Origin of the sequence: Oceanospirillum maris DSM 6286, assembly GCF_000422865.1 — a bacterium.
Classification (GTDB): domain Bacteria; phylum Pseudomonadota; class Gammaproteobacteria; order Pseudomonadales; family Halomonadaceae; genus Oceanospirillum; species Oceanospirillum maris.
In genome coordinates, this window is record NZ_AUGW01000008.1 from 194177 (window position 1) to 214117 (window position 19941).

General features: G+C 45.6%; 17 protein-coding genes. 15 read left to right on the forward strand and 2 right to left on the reverse strand.

The window, feature by feature from the left end:
* Positions 1-51 precede the first annotated feature (51 nt).
* From G517_RS0103780 to acpS, 10 genes are all read left to right on the forward strand, one after another.
* Positions 52-996 carry a MucB/RseB C-terminal domain-containing protein gene (locus G517_RS0103780; protein WP_028303306.1) on the forward strand — a complete coding sequence of 315 codons (945 nt, stop codon included), beginning with the start codon at positions 52-54 and terminating at the stop codon, positions 994-996.
* Between the two features lie 136 nt (positions 997-1132).
* Positions 1133-1597, forward strand: coding sequence for a SoxR reducing system RseC family protein (locus tag G517_RS17615; RefSeq protein ID WP_051205991.1), 465 nt, complete (start codon positions 1133-1135; stop codon positions 1595-1597).
* A 103-nt stretch (positions 1598-1700) separates the two neighbouring features.
* Complete coding sequence (locus tag G517_RS0103790; protein ID WP_028303307.1) at positions 1701-3086, forward strand: DegQ family serine endoprotease; 1386 nt, start codon at positions 1701-1703, stop codon at positions 3084-3086.
* Positions 3087-3426: 340 nt separating this feature from the next.
* Positions 3427-5226 carry a translation elongation factor 4 gene (gene lepA, locus G517_RS0103800; RefSeq protein ID WP_028303308.1) on the forward strand — a complete coding sequence of 600 codons (1800 nt, stop codon included), beginning with the start codon at positions 3427-3429 and terminating at the stop codon, positions 5224-5226.
* A 1-nt stretch (position 5227) separates the two neighbouring features.
* Positions 5228-6043 (forward strand): signal peptidase I, encoded by an 816-nt coding sequence (lepB, locus tag G517_RS0103805; RefSeq protein WP_028303309.1) that lies wholly within the window; start codon positions 5228-5230, stop codon positions 6041-6043.
* A gap of 66 nt (positions 6044-6109) precedes the next feature.
* Positions 6110-6820, forward strand: coding sequence for a ribonuclease III (gene rnc / locus G517_RS17620; RefSeq protein ID WP_036590270.1), 711 nt, complete (start codon positions 6110-6112; stop codon positions 6818-6820).
* Positions 6821-6828: 8 nt separating this feature from the next.
* A complete protein-coding gene (gene era / locus G517_RS0103815; RefSeq protein WP_028303310.1) occupies positions 6829-7737 on the forward strand; it encodes a GTPase Era in 909 nt (302 codons plus the stop codon).
* A 66-nt stretch (positions 7738-7803) separates the two neighbouring features.
* Positions 7804-8511, forward strand: coding sequence for a DNA repair protein RecO (gene recO, locus G517_RS0103820; protein ID WP_028303311.1), 708 nt, complete (start codon positions 7804-7806; stop codon positions 8509-8511).
* A gap of 120 nt (positions 8512-8631) precedes the next feature.
* Positions 8632-9369 carry a pyridoxine 5'-phosphate synthase gene (gene pdxJ / locus G517_RS0103825; RefSeq protein WP_028303312.1) on the forward strand — a complete coding sequence of 246 codons (738 nt, stop codon included), beginning with the start codon at positions 8632-8634 and terminating at the stop codon, positions 9367-9369.
* Positions 9370-9380: 11 nt separating this feature from the next.
* Positions 9381-9758 (forward strand): holo-ACP synthase, encoded by a 378-nt coding sequence (gene acpS, locus G517_RS0103830; protein ID WP_028303313.1) that lies wholly within the window; start codon positions 9381-9383, stop codon positions 9756-9758.
* Between the two features lie 36 nt (positions 9759-9794).
* Here acpS and G517_RS0103835 read toward each other — a convergent pair whose 3' ends face one another.
* A complete protein-coding gene (locus G517_RS0103835; RefSeq protein WP_028303314.1) occupies positions 9795-12725 on the reverse strand; it encodes a response regulator in 2931 nt (976 codons plus the stop codon).
* Between the two features lie 278 nt (positions 12726-13003).
* Here G517_RS0103835 and cysM point away from each other — a divergent pair, with 278 nt between their 5' ends.
* The 5 genes from cysM to G517_RS0103860 all read left to right on the forward strand — a co-directional run bounded on the left by cysM (position 13004) and on the right by G517_RS0103860 (position 19632).
* The gene (gene cysM, locus G517_RS0103840; protein WP_051205993.1) at positions 13004-13945 is read left to right on the forward strand and encodes a cysteine synthase CysM; all 942 of its coding nucleotides are present in this window, start codon (positions 13004-13006) and stop codon (positions 13943-13945) included.
* Between the two features lie 232 nt (positions 13946-14177).
* Positions 14178-15581, forward strand: a complete 1404-nt coding sequence (gene rlmD, locus G517_RS17625) for a 23S rRNA (uracil(1939)-C(5))-methyltransferase RlmD (RefSeq protein WP_051205994.1) — start codon at positions 14178-14180, stop codon at positions 15579-15581.
* 91 nt (positions 15582-15672) lie between these two features.
* Positions 15673-17958, forward strand: coding sequence for a GTP diphosphokinase (gene relA, locus G517_RS0103850; RefSeq protein WP_028303316.1), 2286 nt, complete (start codon positions 15673-15675; stop codon positions 17956-17958).
* Between the two features lie 135 nt (positions 17959-18093).
* Positions 18094-18996, forward strand: coding sequence for a nucleoside triphosphate pyrophosphohydrolase (mazG, locus tag G517_RS0103855; RefSeq protein WP_084632046.1), 903 nt, complete (start codon positions 18094-18096; stop codon positions 18994-18996).
* Between the two features lie 204 nt (positions 18997-19200).
* Positions 19201-19632 carry a phosphoenolpyruvate carboxylase gene (locus G517_RS0103860; RefSeq protein ID WP_028303318.1) on the forward strand — a complete coding sequence of 144 codons (432 nt, stop codon included), beginning with the start codon at positions 19201-19203 and terminating at the stop codon, positions 19630-19632.
* 18 nt (positions 19633-19650) lie between these two features.
* On the opposite strand, the gene G517_RS0103865 is transcribed toward G517_RS0103860, so the two are convergent.
* Positions 19651-19941 (reverse strand): transposase (locus G517_RS0103865; RefSeq protein WP_028303319.1); only part of this gene is annotated, 291 nt, incomplete at its 5' end.

The window sequence follows — 19941 nt, forward strand, 5'->3', positions numbered from 1 at the left end:
TGTGTCATAGATTTGAGCACCCTTAATATGGCATAGACAGGTAGTAATTAGATGATCAGAAAAGTTATACCAGCGGTAAGCCTTATCAGTGTGCTGATGTTATCACCCTTTGTACACGCGGCTGATAGTGCTGACCAATGGTTGCAGCGTTTTACTGAAGCGATGCACAGCTATGAATACAGTGGTGTCTTGGTTTACTCCCGAGAAGGTCAGTTAGATGCGGTCGAGCTGAGCCATAATGTGAGTGAACAGGGAGAGCAAGCACGTTTAAGTTATCTGGATGGCTTGCCACGGGAATTTGTACAAGATGGTGGTCAGATTACTCAGAAAATCTCTGGTGAGATTGTTGCCAATGATCGTATCCAAGGACGCAATCCTTCAGGCCGGTTTTCTGGTGGATTAGAGCAAATCAAACGCTACTACCAATTACAGCTAAAAGGTCAGGGACGTGTTGTTGATCGCCCTGCGGTTATTGTTGAAATTATCCCACGGGATAATCAGCGCCTGGGCTATAGGCTTTGGTTGGATAAAGAGTCGGCTTTGTTGCTTAAGTCGGTCACCTTAGATCCATTAGCCAGAGAGCTGGAGACATTCCAGTTTACTTCTTTCTCTTTTGAGGCGAAAAGCGAATCTGACGCTAACATTAGCTCTGAATCGATGTCCCATCAAGGTAGCCTTGTAAGTTCTTCTGTTAACCGTGACCCAAGTAAAACGTTACCTTGGACGCCTGAAGGTTTCGAGCTCTTTATGGAAAATCAGTCGGTTGAAGTTTCTGATAACCACTTAGCCAATATGCATTCTTGGTCTGATGGTGTTAGCACTTTTTCTGTGTTTGTTGAGCCTCTAAGGGCTGATTCATTGAAAGAAGGTCAGCATCAATACGGGGCAACGGTTGTAGTCGTAAGAAGTATTCCTGAACAAAATCAAGGACGAGTGATTACAGTTGTCGGGGAAATACCTCTGCATACTGCTCAGAAAATTGCTGCAGCGTTTTAGCCGTATCGGTTAACCGTATTCAGGTATCGCTTGGGCTATATTGAACAATATATAACTCCATCGTTGAAACTAAGGTTTAAGCTTGCCCTTCTTTCTTGGATAATTAGGTTAGGTTACTGAGCAAAAAGGTTAAACCATGTTAGAAGAACAAGCGATTGTCGTACAGATTGATTCCGGCGCGGTATGGGTGGAAACCTGCCGGCAAAGTGCCTGCCAAAGCTGTTCTGCAAAAAGCAGCTGCGGGCACTCTTTGTTGAGTAAGATGAGCTCTGGCCAAACCCAGCGTCTACAGGTTAAAACCGATAAGGTTTTGTCCATTGGTGATCAAGTGGTGCTAGGGCTTAGTGAACGTGCTTTTATTCGCGGTTCAGCCCTTATTTATATGTTGCCTCTAGTGGCAATGATGATAGGAGCTGTGGTTGGTGAGCAGCTTTCTGGTCATGACTCTATGATGAGCTTTACTCTTGCAGGCTTAGGCCTGTTGGCTGGATTTGGATTTGTGCGCTGGTACAGCTGGCAGCACAGGCAGGATGCCGAATATCAGCCGGTGGTATTACGAAAACTTCCCTTTACAGGTGATATCCCACTGGTCAATCAATAGGTTACATTTTAACTAATGACTGTGTATGTGTATGCGGATAGTTGAGATTTTCAATAGATTGATACTATCCTCATGCTCAGGCATCTCTTTTTGGGAGAGTTTGATGAAAGATACGAATAGAGTTTTCGCTTCTTTTTTTTGGGTATTAAGCGCCCTGTTCTTTACTACGAATGTTCAGGCTTATGCGCTGCCTGACTTTACTGAGTTAGTGGAAGATGCCGCTCCTGCTGTGGTTAATATTAGTACGACCAAAGCTCCATCTGATCATGCCGCACCTATCGCAGGGCTAAAGGAAGAAGATGTTCCTGAAATTTTGCGTCATTTTTTTGGTCGCCGAGGTACGCCACAAGATCAGCCTCAGCAATCGCTGGGTTCAGGCTTTATTATTTCCAAAGATGGTTATATTTTAACCAATAATCATGTTGTTGAAGGTGCCGACCAAATTGTTGTTCGGCTTTCTGACCGCCGAGAGATGGTGGCTTCCGTTATTGGGTTAGATAAGCGAACAGATTTAGCACTGCTCAAAGTTGAAGCCAGGGATTTACCCGTGGTTGAGCTGGGTGACTCGGCATCGCTTAAAGCGGGTGAGTGGGTGCTAGCAATCGGCTCTCCCTTTGGTTTTGATCACTCTGTTACAGCGGGAATTGTTAGTGCTGTGAACCGTTCATTGCCCAACGAGAATTATGTACCTTTTATCCAGACGGATGTGGCTATTAATCCGGGTAATTCCGGTGGCCCTTTATTCAACCTTGATGGTGAGGTTGTGGGTATTAACTCGCAAATTTATACCCGCTCTGGTGGCTTTATGGGACTGTCCTTTGCGATTCCTATTGATGTGGCAATGAATGTAGCCGATCAGCTAAAAGAGAAAGGGCGTGTTGCTCGTGGCTGGCTAGGTGTTGTTATTCAAGAGGTGAATCGCGACTTGGCTGAGTCTTTCGGCTTAAGAAAGCCAATGGGTGCGCTAGTCGTTCAAGTTGCTCCTGAAGGGCCGGCAGGTAAAGGTGGTGTTCAGGATGGTGATATTATTTTGGAATTTAATGGTCAAGAGATTAACCGTTCTGGCGAGCTTCCTCCTTTAGTCGGACAGGTTCGCCCTGGAGACAAAGCACGGATGATTGTTTTGCGCGCGGGTTCTCGTAAAAGCTTGAGTATTACCATTGAAGAGCTGCCAGACTCACGAGCTAAAGTTGCTAATAAAAAGACGCAGCCCTCGGATCAAATTGGACTAAAAGTAGCAGAACTTACTGATTCGCAAAAGCAGCGGTTAGGTGTGAAGCAGGGGGTCATTATTGCTGACGTTGAATCAGGCAGTGCTGCTCGGTCTGGTTTTAGAACGGGGGATGTGATTACGATGATTGGCAGTCAGCAAGTGGATAACCTGGATGACTATCGTAAAGCCGTAAGCTTACTGAAATCAGGTCATTCTGTTCCGGTGCGCATTGTGCGCCAAGGTGAGCCTGCGTTTATACCGCTAAAAGTTGAATAAGTCAGTTGATCAAAGCGGCTTTATTTTTAGAGCTTAAGAGCCTTTGGTCGCATATCCATAACATTTGAGTGTGTCTTAATGGCCATAGAAGGCTATCTCTATTTTGAGATAGCCTTTTTTATGTAAACTTAAGTCTCTGTCAGTGACTGGGCATAGCGTATAAAGAGGGAATCATGTAGACTTTGCAGCTAATTTTTCTGGGGCTTTCCAGTCATCGTATTGGCATTAGCAGCTGCATGAGCTTGCTGAGCCTTAGCCCCGAACTGAATGCCCTGAATTAAATACACGCATTCAGATCCATATTCGTCGGTACATGACCTTTCTTTGGTGAAAATATACTGTGAGTCGCTTAAGCCATATCCGTAACTTCTCTATTATCGCCCATATTGACCATGGTAAATCCACTCTGGCAGATCGCTTTATTCAAACCTGTGAGGGTTTAGCTGAGCGCGAAATGGCTGCTCAGGTGTTGGACTCTATGGATATTGAGCGTGAGCGTGGCATTACCATTAAGGCGCAAAGTGTAACGCTGAACTACACCGCCAAAGATGGTAATACCTACCAGCTTAATTTTATTGATACTCCGGGGCACGTTGATTTCTCCTATGAAGTTTCCCGTTCTCTTGCCGCCTGTGAAGGTGCTCTACTCGTTGTTGATGCTGCACAGGGTGTAGAAGCGCAATCGGTTGCTAACTGCTATACCGCTATTGAGCAAAACCTTGAGGTGGTGCCGGTCTTAAATAAAATGGATCTGCCGCAGGCTGAGCCAGATCGTGTTGCTCAAGAGATTGAAGATATTATCGGCATTGATGCCACCGACGCTGTACGCTGTAGTGCTAAGTCTGGTTTAGGTATTGATGATGTCCTAGAAGATTTAGTGGCTCGTATTCCACCGCCAGAAGGTGATCCCGATAACGATCTGCAAGCTCTGATTATCGACTCTTGGTTCGATAATTATTTAGGCGTTGTCTCCCTGATCCGTGTCATGGAGGGTACGGTACGCAAGGGCGAAAAAATTATTATCAAGTCTACAGGTAAGGCTTGGGGTGTTGACGCCGTGGGTATTTTTACCCCTAAACGCACACCAACCGGCATTTTAAGAGCAGGTGAAGTAGGCTTCTTAGTTGCGGGTATCAAAGATATTCATGGTGCTCCTGTCGGTGATACGATTACCTCGGCAAAAGCGCCAGATGTGCCCATGCTACCGGGTTTTCAGAAAGTTAAGCCTCAGGTTTACGCGGGACTGTTTCCTGTTAGCTCTGATGATTATGAAGATTTCCGTGATGCGTTGGAAAAACTAACGCTTAACGACGCGTCTTTGTTCTACGAGCCGGAAAATAGTGAAGCATTAGGCTTTGGTTTCCGTTGTGGTTTCCTTGGTATGCTGCACATGGAGATCATTCAGGAGCGTTTAGAGCGTGAATACGATCTAGATTTGATCACCACGGCACCAACGGTAATCTTTGAAGTTCTGATGAAGAACCAAAGTGTGCTGCAAGTTGATAGCCCATCAAAATTACCAGATCCTGCCGGTATTGAAGAGATGCGAGAGCCTATTGCCCGCGTTAATATTCTGGTGCCTCAGGATATGTTGGGTGGCGTGATTTCACTTTGTGTGGAAAAACGTGGCGTGCAGATCGACATGCAGTTTATGGGTAAGCAGGTTCAGCTGGTTTATGATATTCCTCTGAACGAAGTGGTACTGGATTTCTTTGATCGCCTGAAGTCAGTCAGTCGTGGTTTTGCATCTTTAGATTACAGTTTTGATCGTTTTCAAGCCGCTGATTTGGCGCGACTGGATATTTTGATCAATGGTGACAAGGTTGATGCATTGGCCTGTATTGTCCATAAAGAACATATTCGTGGCCGTGGCATGGCTTTGACCGAGAAAATGAAAGAAATTATTCCTCGTCAGATGTTTGATGTTGCGATTCAGGCCGCGATGGGCAATCAAGTAGTTGCGCGTCAAACCGTGAAAGCATTACGTAAGAATGTGACCGCTAAATGCTATGGCGGTGACGTGAGCCGTAAGAAAAAGCTTCTGCAAAAGCAGAAAGACGGTAAAAAACGGATGAAGCAAGTGGGTCGTGTGGAAATTCCACAGGATGCCTTCTTAGCCGTACTCAAAGTGGATAAATAATATGGATTTTGATTTTGCATTAGCACTTGTGATTGCGGTTGCTGTCACCGGAATCGGTTACGCTGCAGACGCCTTTTATTTTGCTAAGCAACGTAAGCGAGCCTCGGGTGCTTTTCTGAATCAACCTCAGCGATCTGCAATAGATGCAGAAGTTGTTAACCGGCTGGAAAGTGAGCCTTTGTGGGCTGAATACTCACGCTCATTTTTCCCCGTGTTATTTGTCGTGCTCGTGGTGCGATCTTTTGTCGTAGAGCCCTTTCAGATTCCTAGTGGTTCGATGTTACCAACCTTAAAAATTGGTGACTTTATCTTGGTTAATAAGTTTTCCTATGGTTTACGCTTGCCGGTCGCTAATAAGCTTGTTTTTGAAATTGACGACCCTAAACGTGGCGATGTTATGGTGTTCCGCTATCCTAAGGATGACAAGGTTAATTATATCAAGCGTGTAATTGGTTTACCCGGTGACCGCCTGCGCTATGAAAATAAAGTGCTTTATATTAACGGAGAGCCCGCAATGCAGCGGTTTATTGCTGCGCTTCCAGCGGGAAACCCAGAGCGCAAATTATTAAGCGAAGCCTTAGGCCCTGTTGAGCATGAGATTTATAACAGCTTACAGCCAGGGCAGAACATGCGTGAAATCGTGGTGCCAGAAGGTCACTATTTTATGATGGGTGATAATCGCGATCACAGTAATGACAGCCGCTACTGGGGCTTTGTACCTGAGGATCATATAGTCGGCAAAGCCTTTGCCGTCTGGATGCACTGGGAAGGTTGGTCGAGTCTGCCTAGTTTCTCCCATGTACGGGTAATACAGTAACGAATTAACGACCGGCCAACTGGGCCGGTTTGCCTTTTCTGATGACGGAAAAAAGAACGAGTTAGAGTGAAAGCAAATCTGAATGAACTCAGTAAAAAACTGGGCTATACCTTTACCGATATTGACCAGCTGAAGCTGGCGCTAACTCACCGAAGTTTTGGTGGGAGTAATAACGAGCGTCTTGAGTTTCTTGGGGATTCTATCGTCAATTTTGTCATCGCCGAAGCGTTGTATCATCGCTTTACCGAAGCTCGGGAAGGTCAATTGAGCCGTCTACGTGCTCGGTTGGTTAAAGGCCTAACACTTGCGGAAGTTGCGCGGGAGTTTGACCTTGGTGACTATCTTCAGCTTGGTTCTGGTGAGCTGAAAAGTGGCGGTTATCGTCGAGATTCTATCTTGGCTGATGCGATGGAAGCTGTTATTGGCGCCATCTATATTGATGCGGGTATGGATACTGTTCGTGAACGAATTCTGGATTGGTATAACGAGCGTTTAGCCAAACTGAATTTGAATGACACCCAAAAAGACCCTAAAACATTGCTGCAAGAGTTTTTGCAGTCGCGTCAGCAATCGCTGCCAAAATACGATGTTGTCTCTGTTGAGGGCGAAGCCCATGACCAGACTTTTACCGTTGAATGCTATGTGGTTCTTCTACCAGAAAAAACCATAGGTGTCGGTAGTAGTCGTCGTAATGCAGAACAGCAAGCGGCAGCAAATGCATTGAATGCTCTAGAATCTAAAAAGCAGGACGCTAAAAAAGCGGATGGCAAAAAGTGAGTGCACCCATGAGTGAACAGACTAGCCATTGTGGCTTTGTCGCCATTGTTGGTCGTCCCAACGTGGGCAAATCAACCCTAATGAACCATATTCTTGGCCAAAAGCTGAGCATTACCTCCCGTCGCCCACAAACCACGCGCCATCAGGTTTTGGGTATTAAGACCGAGGATGATGTGCAGGTGGTCTATGTGGATACACCAGGGATGCACAAGCTGGATAAAGATCGTAATAAAGCGATTAACCGCTATATGAACCAAGCGGCGAGCAGTGCTTTAAAAGATGTGAACTTGGTTATTTTTATTGTTGATCGCTTGCGTTGGACCGATGAAGATGATGTGGTTCTGCAAAAACTAGGGGGGCTTCGATGCCCTGTCGTATTAGCCATTAATAAAATGGACCGTCTTGAAGATAAAGAAGCCTTGTTACCTTATCTTGAAGAAGTCGCCAAGAAATATCCTTTTGATGCTATTGTGCCGATCTCTGCGCAACAGGGGCATAACCTTGATCAGCTGGAAACGCTGGCTCGGGGCTATATGCCTGAGTCCTTCCATTACTACCCTGAAGATCAAGTCACCGATCGCAGTGAACGCTTCTTAGCTTCGGAGCTGGTTCGTGAGAAAATCATGCGCCAACTAGGTGATGAGATTCCTTATCAAGTCACCGTAGAGATTGAAGAATTCAGTGAAGACAATGATATCTTCTTTATTGGAGCACTGATCTTAGTTGAACGCTCTGGTCAGAAGAAAATCATTATTGGTGAGAAAGGTAGCCGTATTAAGCAGATCGGCCAAGAAGCGCGACTGGATATGGAGCGCGCTTTTGGTACAAAAGTGATGCTTAACCTTTGGGTGAAAGTTAAAGGCGGCTGGTCTGATGATGAGCGTGCCTTGAAAAGTCTGGGTTATACCGACCGTTAGTCGCCATTGATATTTTTAATGCGTTTTTAACGGCACTGGCTGCTGTTTTTCTGAGGCGTTAATACCATGGTGGCTAGCGTTTACTGCCAACCGGCCTATGTGTTACATAGCCGTCCTTATAAAGAGACTAGTGCCCTAGTCTCTTTAATCACACTGGATTATGGTCGAATAGATGGTGTCGCTCGCGGCGTACGCCAGAAAAAAAGCCGTAACCGTGCTTTGCTACAACCTCTTCAGCCGCTTCAGCTTTCTTGGCGCGGCGATGGTAGCCTGAAAACCTTCTTTGATATTGAACCTTGTGGTCAGTTGCCCTTTCTCAATGGGCGGGCGTTAAGCTGTATACTTTATGCGAATGAGTTATTAAGTCGTTTATTGCAACATCAAGAGGCGGTGCCAGAACTGTTCCGTGAATATGCCTTATTGGTTACCCAGCTACAGCAACCGGATCAACTGGAACCTTCTTTGCGATGCTTTGAGTGGCAGCTACTGCAAAGCCTTGGTTATCCTATTGTTTTTTATGATAACAAAGGCCAGCCCCTTCAAGCAGAGCAACGCTATCAGTATCATTGGCAAGTGGGGTTTTGCCTTTCAGATCAAGGTTTTAAAGGTGAAGATCTTATTGCATTAGATGCTCACAAGTGGCATCAGGCCGATGTGAGAAAAACGGCTAAACAACTCAGCCGTATTGCTCTGCAGCCCTTATTAGGGGATAAGCCTTTGCTATCACGGCAGCTATTTCAACCCGCTCATCCGTTCGTTAAAACTGAACCTTAGGTATGATCACGGCTATAGCCATGATAGGCAGGCTCTTGTTAAGGTGCTGTTTTGTTATCAGCGTGAGTTTTATTGATCCGTTTTATTAAGCGGCTAGATGGCCGCTCTAGAGGAGTCATTATGTCAGTACAGCGTTTACAACTTGGCGTTAATATCGATCATATCGCAACCCTGCGTCAGGCCCGTGGCACTTGTTACCCTGATCCTGTGCAAGCGGCTATTTTATCGGAAGAAGCCGGTGCTGACGGTATCACACTACATCTGCGAGAAGATCGCCGTCATATCCAAGAACGAGACGTTCGCCTGATTAAAGAGGTGATGCAGACTCGAATGAACCTTGAAATGGCGGTTACGGATGAGATGATCGCCTTTGCTGAAGAGATTCGTCCCGAGCATATCTGTCTTGTGCCTGAAAAACGTGAAGAGCTAACGACTGAAGGCGGCTTAGACGTGGTAGGTCAATTTGAGCGTGTGGCGGATGCTTGCAAACGTTTGGCCGCCGTTGGTTGTGAAGTATCGCTATTTATTGATCCCGATCCGGCTCAAATTGAAGCGGCTGCGACTATCGCACCTGTGATTGAGTTGCACACAGGGCGCTATGCTGATGCTGAAACTGCAGCGGAGCAGGCTGTGGAATTAGACGTTATCAAGCAAGGTGTTCATCTGGGCCTAAAGCAAGGGCTTGTGGTTAACGCTGGTCATGGATTGCATTATCACAATGTGGAGCCTATAGCGGCTATTCCCGGTATTTATGAACTAAATATCGGCCATGCGATTATTGCCCGTACACTTTTTGTTGGCTTAAAAGAAGCCGTTGCCGAAATGAAGCGGCTTATTTTAGCGGCTCAACCCCATTAAGGTTTGGTAATATGATCCTTGGTATCGGTACTGATCTTGCCGTCATTGCTCGGGTCGAAAAAGCGATAACACGCCACGGGGAGCGCTTTGCTCGGCGGATTCTAACGGATATAGAGCTTGAACGTTATCAAGGTCATCCTCATCCTGCGGCATTTTTGGCTAAACGTTTTGCGGCAAAAGAAGCGACGGCAAAAGCGTTAGGTACGGGTATTGGCCGAATAAGCTGGCAGGATATGAGTGTAGGCCATACCTCAACAGGGGCACCGGTGATGACGTTGCTGGGGGCCGCTGCAGAACATGTGGCTCAGCACTCAAATGTGGTTTGCCATCTTTCCATTACCGATGATGGTGGCTTAGCGCAGGCTTTTGTGGTGCTTGAAACGCGCTAGTGTCAAAAGCAAAAAAAACACACTAACGGGCTAAGCTTATACTTGGCTCGTTTTGAAGGTTTCTTGGTCACGCTGCCAAGACTCAAGTTTTTCCAACTCTTGATAAAGTGTTTGCAATGTTTTCTGGGCACCGGCCATTTGACGGTTTTTCAACTGAGTTTCTAAAGCCTCGGTTGTGAGGGCCAGTCTAGGTACACCACAGTAGCGCGTTGCACCGTGTAGATGGTGAACTGCATGAATCATTTCCTCAATATCATCACTATTAAAGGCTTTATCCAGCGCATCTCGGCTATCAGGAATACTTTCTATTAACATCTGCAGCATCTCCTGTGCCAGCTCTAGTTTACCTGCGGCAAGCTTAATTCCCATCTCCATATCGACCACATTATCCATGGTGTCATCAGGTGAGAAGTCATCTTCCGGTAGCGGTGGTTCTGCATCAATAGGGATATAGCACGGTCTAAACCCTGTCCAGTGCTTGATGATATTGGCCAGCTTTTCTTCATCAATAGGCTTGGTCAGTAAGTCATTAAGACCCGCTTGCATAAAGGTTTCTCGCTCTTCCGGCAAGGCATGTGCTGTTAAAGCAATAATGCCTAAGTCCTCATAGTATGGGGAAAGGTTACGAATTCTGCGGGTTGTTTCCATGCCATCCATTTCGGGCATTTGGATGTCCATTAAAATTAAATCAGGTCGGTTTTTTATAACCTCTTCAATCGCTTTTTTACCGCTGTTTGCTTGCAGTACATTTAAGCCATACTCTTTGAGTAAGGTGCTGGCTAAAAGTAAATTTGAAGCGTTGTCATCAACGACTAAAATGGTGGGTGCTGGGGCAAGGTTGAAATTATCTTGATGGCTGTAGTGGTTTTTAACGGTGTTATGACGACTCGATGCAGACCCTGACGAGAATACGGATAAGGGCATATTATCCTGCTTTCCATGAGCTTGCTCGTATATCGGATGGTTAGAATAAGAGGAAGAACTATAATGCTGATTAAGGGTTGTCTCAATCGCGGCCTTAAGCTTTTCTTGGCTAATAGGTTTTGTTTCAACTTGTCGAACTCCTGTACTCATATAGCGAGCGATGAGATCGGCATCACTACTGCCCAGAAGTACCAATACCGGCACTCTCTCTGCTAAGGCTTGGGTTTGAGATAAGGTTTCTTTATCTGCAGCCTCTTGCGCATTGAAGGAGAGTATGGCTAAACGGGCCGTCGAACTCTGGATGTTCACTCCATTCATATTATTGTGAGCCATGGAATCTAAACCGAAGTGTTTTAACTGATTCTCAAGAGCCGACTGATTGAGAGAATGGCTTTCAACCAGTAAGGTTTTTAACGCAGAGAAATAGGATTCTGGCTGATAATCTACCGGTGAGCTTTGCACTAGGGCGCGTATGGTGAACCAGAAATGAGAGCCTTGCCCCAAGTCACTTTCTAAACCTATGTTTCCGCCCATTAACTCCACAAGGCGCTTGCTGATCGCTAGGCCAAGACCGCTACCGCCATGTTGGCGATTTTGGCTGGAGTCTGCTTGGGTAAAAGGAGTGAATAGTGTAGCTTGCTTGTCTTGATCAATACCAATGCCATTATCGGTAATGCTAAATCGAACAGAGACTTCATTGTTAAATTCTTGCTCTAGCATCACACGAATAACGACATCACCTTTATCGGTAAATTTAACGGCGTTACTGAGTAGATTGATTAATACTTGCTTAATACGCAGTGCATCGCCGACGAGTGTGCTAGGAATATCGCGATAGACCATGGAAACCATTTCTAACTGTTTACGCTGTACTTCTGGCGCGAGTAGGGCGATGGTTTCATCGACCGTTTCCCGTAGGTTAAAAGGAATTGATTGAATTTCCATCTTTTGAGCTTCAATTTTGGAGAAGTCCAAAATGTCATTAATAATCGAGAGTAGGCTTTCAGAGGCACTGCGAATACTGTTGAGGTGTGCACTTTGATGTGGTGTTAGTCGCGTGCGGCGCAATAGATTACAGAAACCAACAATTCCGCTCATGGGGGTTCGAATTTCGTGGCTCATATTGGCTAAAAACTCAGACTTGATTCGGTTTGCCTCTTCCGCTCGTTTACGGGCAAGATCTAGCTCAACACTTTGTCTCTCCATCGCATCCATCGTTTCTTCTAGTTCTGATGCGGTTTCCTCAATGTTCTCTTTCAGTTCTTGACGGCTGATTTTAAGGTTATGAGTAAGGCTATTGATATCTTCAGCTAAACGATAAAATTCTGGACAGCCAACAGGGTTAGCGTGAGCGGTATAGTTTCCTGCACCGACCTGTTGTACGGTTTCTCTAATATTTTCTAAGGGTTCTTTAAATTGACGACTAATGCGTAGAGCTGCAAGTAGCGTGCTGATTAATAGAATGATCACCACAACCCAGTTCAAGATAACGTCGTAGATAATACCTAGACGGGTTGGGCTTAAATGAACCTCAAGTTCTAGCCAGCCAATAATTGAATTAGTTTTAATCTCCATATGCACAAATTGTGGTGCGAATAAACGGGTATCACTTTCTTGGCTACTCTGTTTGCTTGATGGCGGAAAGGGTGAGATTAACGGCTGAATAATACGCAAGGTGTTATCGGAGTAACGCACCAAGGCTTGAGGCTGAAAGCGGTGTTCGGCACTGCTAACAGGATGCATGCTGGGGCCGCCGTGAAAGATATTCTGGCGTTTACTGTTATGAACCGATACCGCCCGAATTTCAGACTCCTGTAACATCGAATCCATGATGCGCCGCACCTGCTCTTGATCTTGGCGTTCTAGGGCAAAGGCCAACGGTGTGCTCAGCTGACGAGCTAAAGCTTCGCCTTTCTCCATCAGGTTTTTTTCGACTAAGGCATAGTAATTTATAAAAAGGTGGGTGCTTAATATTAGCGCGGTAATAATCGCTGGAATGATGGCAATAGATAGAATTTTGTTACGTAAAGGCCAGTTTTTCATTGTAGATCCTGGTTGCCATTGGTTGTCGATCTAGATTGCCATTGTGCCCTTTCGGTCGCCGCAACCGTCAATAATTAGTTGTATCATAATATCTTTAGCAGCGCAGTTATAAGGACATAGCAAAGGATTATTTTGAAAACCCCCAGAGAAGCCGCATATATTGATCCATAAAGCGTTGGGCGATATAAAAGGAGAGTGGCATTGCTAACAACGGCTGTAAGAGCCAACTCATAGACTCAACTTTTTAATTTTTTAATTTCTTAACGTAGAGAATAGCTATGTCCTCAGATAATCATTCCCCAAGTAGTAAGGCACAAGACGCTCGATTTGCAGACTTCCCGACCATTGAACATTTTGTTGGCCAAACCCCCTTAGTGCGCTTACAGCGTTTGGTACTGGATAACGGTTCTGTGGTTTTAGCTAAGCTAGAAGGTAACAACCCTGCCGGTTCTGTAAAAGATCGGCCTGCGTTAAGCATGATAAATCTTGCTGAAGGTCGCGGAGATATTAAAGCAGGGGATACATTAATTGAGGCAACCAGCGGCAATACGGGTATTGCCCTAGCGATGGCAGCGGCGATTAAAGGTTATAAAATGATCTTGATCATGCCCGATAATATGAGTGAAGAGCGCAAGGCGTCGATGGCCGCTTATGGTGCTGAATTAGTAACCGTAAGCAAAGAAGCTGGTATGGAAGCCGCCCGTGACTTAGCACTTCAGATGCAGGCGGATGGTAAAGGTGTTGTCTTAAATCAATTTGGTAATATGGATAATCCAGAAGCTCATTACCGCACCACTGGGCCAGAAATTTGGCAACAGACTTTCGGTAAGGTTACACACTTTGTTAGCGCGATGGGAACCACAGGAACGATTATGGGGGTATCTCGTTATTTGAAAGAGCAGAACCCTAATGTGCAAATTGTAGGGCTTCAGCCCAGTGAAGGAGCCAGTATTCCAGGTATTCGCCGTTGGACAAAGGAATATCTACCAACCATTTTTGAAGCGCAGCGTGTGGATCATATTATCGATATTGATCAAGCTTTGGCTGAAAATACAATGAAAGCCTTGGCCCGTGAAGAAGGTATTTTTGCCGGTGTATCCTCCGGTGGCGCAATAGCTGGAGCGATTCAAATAGCTAGGCAGAACCCTCAGTCGGTTGTGGTTGCGATTATCTGTGATCGCGGTGATCGCTACCTTTCTACTGGTGTTTTTAGCATTTAAGCACATGTTTGTTCTGAGAGGAGCACATGCTTGTTCGCAGATAAGTACTCGCCGTCTTTGATGGCGAGACATTAGATTTTTCGTGGTGACTGGACAAGTGGAGATTAGACGCTATCATCTGCGGCCATTAAACTGATCTTTTTTAAGATCAGCCTTTTTAAGACCAAACCCCCTTGCCATGCACGGCAGGTTTGGCCGTTGCAGCATCAATAGCATCATTAAAGGGGGCTACGTGCCTGAGCTTGTGTTTGAATCTGTGCCTGAACCGATGTCGAAAGCTGTATCTGAACTTCTTATTGAGCGCCAAGGTCATGATGGCCGTGGTATTGCCCACAACAAGGGTAAAACAATATTTGTTGAAGGTGCTCTAGCCGGAGAAACTGTCAGCGCCAGGATCACAAAAAGCCATCGTCGTTTTGATGATGCCATTTGCCAATCTATTTTAACGCCAAGCCCTGACCGTATTGAGCCAAGCTGCGAGTATTATGATCGGTGTGGCGGTTGCGGCCTGCAGCATTTATCCATAATGCGCCAACGTGATGTAAAGCGTGATGCTCTGGTGGATCAATTAGAGCGACTAGGCCGCTTGAGTGATATACCGCTACAAGAAGCGCTGACCGGCGATGAGTGGGGGTATCGTCGCAAAGCACGCCTTGGTGTGAAATGGAACCGTAAAGACGAGCTGATTATTGGTTTTCGTGAAAAAGGATCAGCTCACCTTGTGGCCTTAACGCACTGTGCGGTTTTGCATCCCGAGCTTTCAGCCTTGTTGCCTTCGCTTTATGAGCTTATTCCAGTATTGGAATCGCGTAAAACCATAGGGCACCTTGAACTGGCATACAGTGATCAAGGATGCGCTCTTGTTGTGCGTCACCTGAAAGGGCTTTCTCATAATGATCAGTTAGCGTGGTTAACATGGGCTGAGGCGCATCATGTTCAGCTATATTGGCAGCAAGGTGAGGCTGATTCTTTGGTCTACGCTGAATGGCAAGATGGTAAAGTGATTCGCCGAGATGGGCTAGAAATTCAACCACTAAGCTATCAGTTAAATGGCTTAGAGCTTGCTTTTTTACCGAATGACTTTGTTCAAGTGAACCCTGATATTAATCAGAAAATGGTTCAACAGGCTTTGGAATGGTTACAACCTAAAGCCGGTGATGTAGTACTTGATCTGTTTGCAGGCTTTGGTAATTTCAGTCTGCCATTAGCGCAAAAAGTGTCTTCGGTTACGGGGGTTGAAGGTGAACAAAACCTTGTTGAGCGCGCCCGCAGTAATGCCAAGTTAAATGGCATGGAAAATGCTTTTTTTGAAGTGGCTGATTTAAGTGAGCCATTTAAAGGCCTTCCTTGGGCAAAGACTCGTTATAATGTCGTACTGCTTGACCCTCCAAGAACTGGTGCACAAAAAATCTGTGAACAGATCGCTGTTTTTGGTGCTAAGCGAGTACTGTATGTGTCCTGCAATCCTTCTACCTTAGCGCGAGATACCGCTATTTTAGCAGAGCAAGGGTACCAGCTCGTGAAAGCAGGTATTATGGATATGTTTCCACAGACGACTCATGTTGAATCGATGGCGCTTTTTGAGCGTCGTAATAAAAAAAGTAGTCGTCAGAAAAAATTAGGCTTTAAAAAGTAAGCGAAGCCTCTTTCATTAAAAAAAGGGTGCAGTCGGCAGGATGCCTGCGTGAATACACCATAATAAGAAACTGAACTTAACAGGCAGAGACATGGTTAAAGTACGCGAAGATCAACCGTTAAATTCAGATGGTACCGTTAATATTCAGAACTGGCTGCAGCGCCTTCAGGAAGATGTAACGTTGCAGCACCCTGAGCGAGTACTGGCCGCCTGTGAATTGGCTCGCCAGGCGCAACGGGATGCCAGAGTGGAAGAAAATATCTGGATTACAAAAGGTTCAAGATGCTTCCGTACAGGCCTTGAGATGGCCGATATTCTCGGCGAACTGCAGATGGACGAAGACTCTCTGATCGCTGCTATTTTGTACCGTGCGGTGCGAGAAGAGCATATCAGTATCGGTCTTGTCGAAGAGACGTTTGGCGACACGGTTTTCAAACTGATCAACGGTGTTATCGAGATGGCGGCTATTAGCCATATACAGCGGCCATCAGATGGCGTTGTTTTTGGTCAAGAGAATAAAAGTCAGCTCGAAAATTTGCGCAAGATGTTAGTCGCCATGATCGATGATGTACGGGTCGCTTTGATCAAGCTTGCAGAGCGTACCTGTGCGATTCGAGATGCTAAAAATGCCCCACGGGATAAGCGGTTGCGCGTCGCCCGTGAAGTGTTTGAAATTTACGCTCCCCTAGCCCATCGCCTAGGTATTGGTTATATCAAATGGGAGCTAGAAGACCTTTCATTTCGCTACCTAGAAGAAGAGCAGTATAAGAATATTGCTCGTCTACTTGCTGAAAAGCGCCTAGATCGTACGGAATATATTGAGACCGTTATTAGCCTGCTAAAAGAAAAGCTGGCGGATGAAGGTGTTAAAGATGCTCAAGTTAATGGCCGTGCGAAGCATATTTATAGCATCTGGCGAAAAATGAAGCGCAAGAACATCGAGTTTTCAGAAGTTTATGATGTGCGGGCGGTTCGTATTTTGGTGCCGACCATTAAAGACTGCTACACCGCTTTAGGTATTATTCACAGTCTTTGGCATCATATCCCTCGGGAATTTGACGATTATATTGCTACGCCAAAAGAGAACGGCTATCAGTCTTTGCATACCGCTGTTGTCGGTGCGGAAGGTAAGGTGCTGGAGGTACAAATTCGTACCACATCCATGCATGAAGAGGCAGAGCTGGGCGTTTGTGCCCATTGGCTGTACAAAGGTACAGACACGAATAAAACCAGTGACAGCTACGAAGAGAAAATTTCATGGTTGCGCCAAGTGCTAGAGTGGCATGAGGAGGTTGGCGATGCGAATAGCCTGCGTGAAGAGCTGCGCAGTGATGTAGCGCCGGATCGTATCTATATCTTTACGCCCGACGGCCATGTGGTCGACCTACCTCATGACGCTACCCCTGTCGACTTCGCTTATCGAGTGCATACCGAAGTAGGCCACCGTTGTCGTGGTGCTAAAGTAAATAGCCGTATTGTGCCATTAACCTATCGCTTAAAAACTGGCGATCAGGTAGAGATTTTAACCTCAGAGAATACTCGCCCAAGTCGAGACTGGTTAAATCCTGCTTTAGGTTATGCGTTAACCTCTCGGACACGGGCAAAAATCCAGAGCTGGTTTAAGCTACAAGACCGTGATCAGAATATTATTGAAGGACGTCAGTTACTTGAGAAAGAATTCAAACAACTTGGTTTAAGCGGCTTAGATCTACCGACACTGGCTAAAGAAGTAAATTATCAAAACGAAGAGGATATGTACGCTGCCTTAGGGGCTGGGGATCTTCGTACAGGTCAGGTGTTAAATGTTGCACAAAATTTATTTGGTGAAACAGATGACGAAGAGCAGCTAGAGAAATTTCTGCTGCATCGCCGCTATCCTAGTAATCCAAAACATAGCTCTTCCAGCTCAAGCGATGACATCATGATTCATGGTGTGGGTAACTTAATGACTCAAATGGCTAAATGTTGTCATCCCGTACCTGGCGACGATATTGTGGGCTATATCACCATTGGCCGTGGTGTTTCAATACACCGTCAAGACTGTGCGAATGCGCTTCAGCTTAAAACAGAGGATCCCAACCGAATGATCAATGTGGAGTGGGGGGCACGTACCAACCAAATGTATTCGGTCGATATTCGTGTTCGTGCTTGGGATCGTTCAGGCTTGTTACGGGATATTATGTCGGTACTGGCCAATGATAAAGTTAATGTTCAATCGGTGAATACATTGACCGATAAACAAGATAATCAGGCAAATATCCTGATTACCTTAGAAGTAGATGGCCTACAGGTTTTAGGGCGTATTTTAAACCGTATTGAGCAACTGCCTAATATTTTGGATGTACAGCGTTTTCAGGAAAAGAAAAAACTGGTGTAATTCCCTTAAGAAAATAAACGATATTGAGAGCGTTAATATCGTTACGTGAATAACGCCTTTTAACGTTGAGCGCCCGCAAATCGCGGGCGTTTTGCTTTGTTTTTTTATTGGCTTTTATTGGACGTCAGTATCATCATGAATAACGAGACAGCTATAAACAATTCTGCAAAAAAATCGACCGATACCCCCTCAGGTGGTGCTCAGTATAGCGTGCAGGATTTAACCTATCTGATGGCCCGCCTCAGAGATCCTGAAACCGGCTGTCCTTGGGATAAAGAACAAACTTTCGCAACGATTGTGCCCCACACCTTAGAAGAAGCCTATGAGGTTGCAGATACCATAGAGCGTAAAGATTGGCCGCATCTCAAAGAAGAGTTAGGCGATCTGTTGTTTCAAGTAATCTACTACAGCCAGATGGCCAGTGAGTCCGGCTGGTTTGATCTGGGGGATGTAATTGACGGCTTGATTGAAAAGATGGTGCGCCGCCACCCCCATGTTTTTGTCGATGGACAACTCTATTCCAATCAAACATCAGTAGCCTCAATCGCTAAAGTAAGCACTCAAGATGTGAGTCAGCGTTGGGATGAGATTAAAGCAGAAGAAAAAAACAGTACCGGAGATCCCTATGATCAACCTTCTATTTTAGCGGATATTCCCCTTGGTTTTCCTGCGTTAACCCGAGCGGCAAAGATTCAGAAAAAAGCCTCAAAGGTTGGTTTTGATTGGCCGGATATACAGGGAGTATTAGACAAAATCCGTGAAGAACTTGAAGAGGTAGAAGAAGAGGTTGCAGCTGATAATCTACCCAATGCTCAAAAAGAGTTTGGTGACCTACTCTTTGCCGTAACCAACCTTAGCCGGTATCTGAAAAAAGACCCTGAAAGCGCCTTAAGAGGTACGAATCAGAAATTTGAGTATCGGTTTCAATATATTGAACGGCAGTTACAGCAAGCAGGTTTAACCTTTGATGATGTCAGCTTGGAACAAATGGATGGTTGGTGGGATGAGGCCAAGGCTCTTGAGAAAAGAGGCTCTTGAGAAAAGAGGTTCTTGAGAAAAGAGGCTCTTGAGAAAAACAGGCATAACAGAGAAGAGCACCTCAAGGCTGATATTTTTCAGAAGATTTGGCAAAAAAAGTAGTGAAGGCTTTACAAAAAAATTGATAGTGCTTATTACTTGAGTCTAGATCGGCTGACATTGCATTTCGTGAGTCGAATTATCGAGACATCATGGAGGTAACCCGTGAACCAGTTACATGAGTCGTTACGTGATAATGTGCGTGAATTGGGTGACTATTTGGGGCAGACTATCAGCCACCATTTAGGCGATGATTTTTTAGAAAAAATTGAAACGATTCGCCATCTTGCTAAAGCGGATCGGGTTGGAGATCATTCAGATAGCAGTCTGCAGGACTACCTAAGCAATTTATCCGACGATGAGCTACTACCTGTAGCCCGAGCCTTTAACCAGTTTCTTAATTTAGCCAATATCGCCGAGCAACATTATCGCGCTCGGTATCGTAAAACAGAAGACTATCAGCCCCAAGAACAGCAATCGATCGTGACTCTGTTCAGCCATCTTGCAACGCAAAATATTCCGCCTGATGAGATTTGGCAAACCGTTACCAATATGCGTATTGATCTCGTCATGACCGCACACCGAGGGTGTTCATAGTTCTGTGTCACCCATTGCTTACAGATCTACGTAACCGTCGATCCGTCCTTCGAAGTGGATGCTCAGCTGCGATAGCGTCAGATTCCAGTTTTGCACCGGATGCGTCCACTTTTCTGATGCTTTTAACATACCGGCGTACAGCAGTTTGAGCAACGCGTTTTCATTGGCGAAGCCTCCCTTGGTCTTGGTCAGTTTGCGGAACTGGCGGTGTACTGCCTCAACCGCATTGGTCGTGTAAATCGCTTTGCGCACCTGCTCTGGGTACTTGAAGTAAACGGCCAGATTCTCCCATTTACTCCGCCACGATTT

Bases quoted from the DNA above. Each gene is read 5' to 3' on its own strand.
- G517_RS0103780 (WP_028303306.1), top strand. From the start codon at position 52: ATGATCAGAAAAGTTATACCAGCGGTAAGCCTTATCAGTGTGCTGATG.
- G517_RS17615 (WP_051205991.1), top strand. From the start codon at position 1,133: ATGTTAGAAGAACAAGCGATTGTCGTACAGATTGATTCCGGCGCGGTA.
- G517_RS0103790 (WP_028303307.1), top strand. From the start codon at position 1,701: ATGAAAGATACGAATAGAGTTTTCGCTTCTTTTTTTTGGGTATTAAGC.
- lepB (WP_028303309.1), top strand. From the start codon at position 5,228: ATGGATTTTGATTTTGCATTAGCACTTGTGATTGCGGTTGCTGTCACC.
- era (WP_028303310.1), top strand. From the start codon at position 6,829: ATGAGTGAACAGACTAGCCATTGTGGCTTTGTCGCCATTGTTGGTCGT.
- recO (WP_028303311.1), top strand. From the start codon at position 7,804: ATGGTGGCTAGCGTTTACTGCCAACCGGCCTATGTGTTACATAGCCGT.
- pdxJ (WP_028303312.1), top strand. From the start codon at position 8,632: ATGTCAGTACAGCGTTTACAACTTGGCGTTAATATCGATCATATCGCA.
- acpS (WP_028303313.1), top strand. From the start codon at position 9,381: ATGATCCTTGGTATCGGTACTGATCTTGCCGTCATTGCTCGGGTCGAA.
- G517_RS0103835 (WP_028303314.1), bottom strand. From the start codon at position 12,725: ATGAAAAACTGGCCTTTACGTAACAAAATTCTATCTATTGCCATCATT.
- cysM (WP_051205993.1), top strand. From the start codon at position 13,004: ATGTCCTCAGATAATCATTCCCCAAGTAGTAAGGCACAAGACGCTCGA.
- relA (WP_028303316.1), top strand. From the start codon at position 15,673: ATGGTTAAAGTACGCGAAGATCAACCGTTAAATTCAGATGGTACCGTT.
- mazG (WP_084632046.1), top strand. From the start codon at position 18,094: ATGAATAACGAGACAGCTATAAACAATTCTGCAAAAAAATCGACCGAT.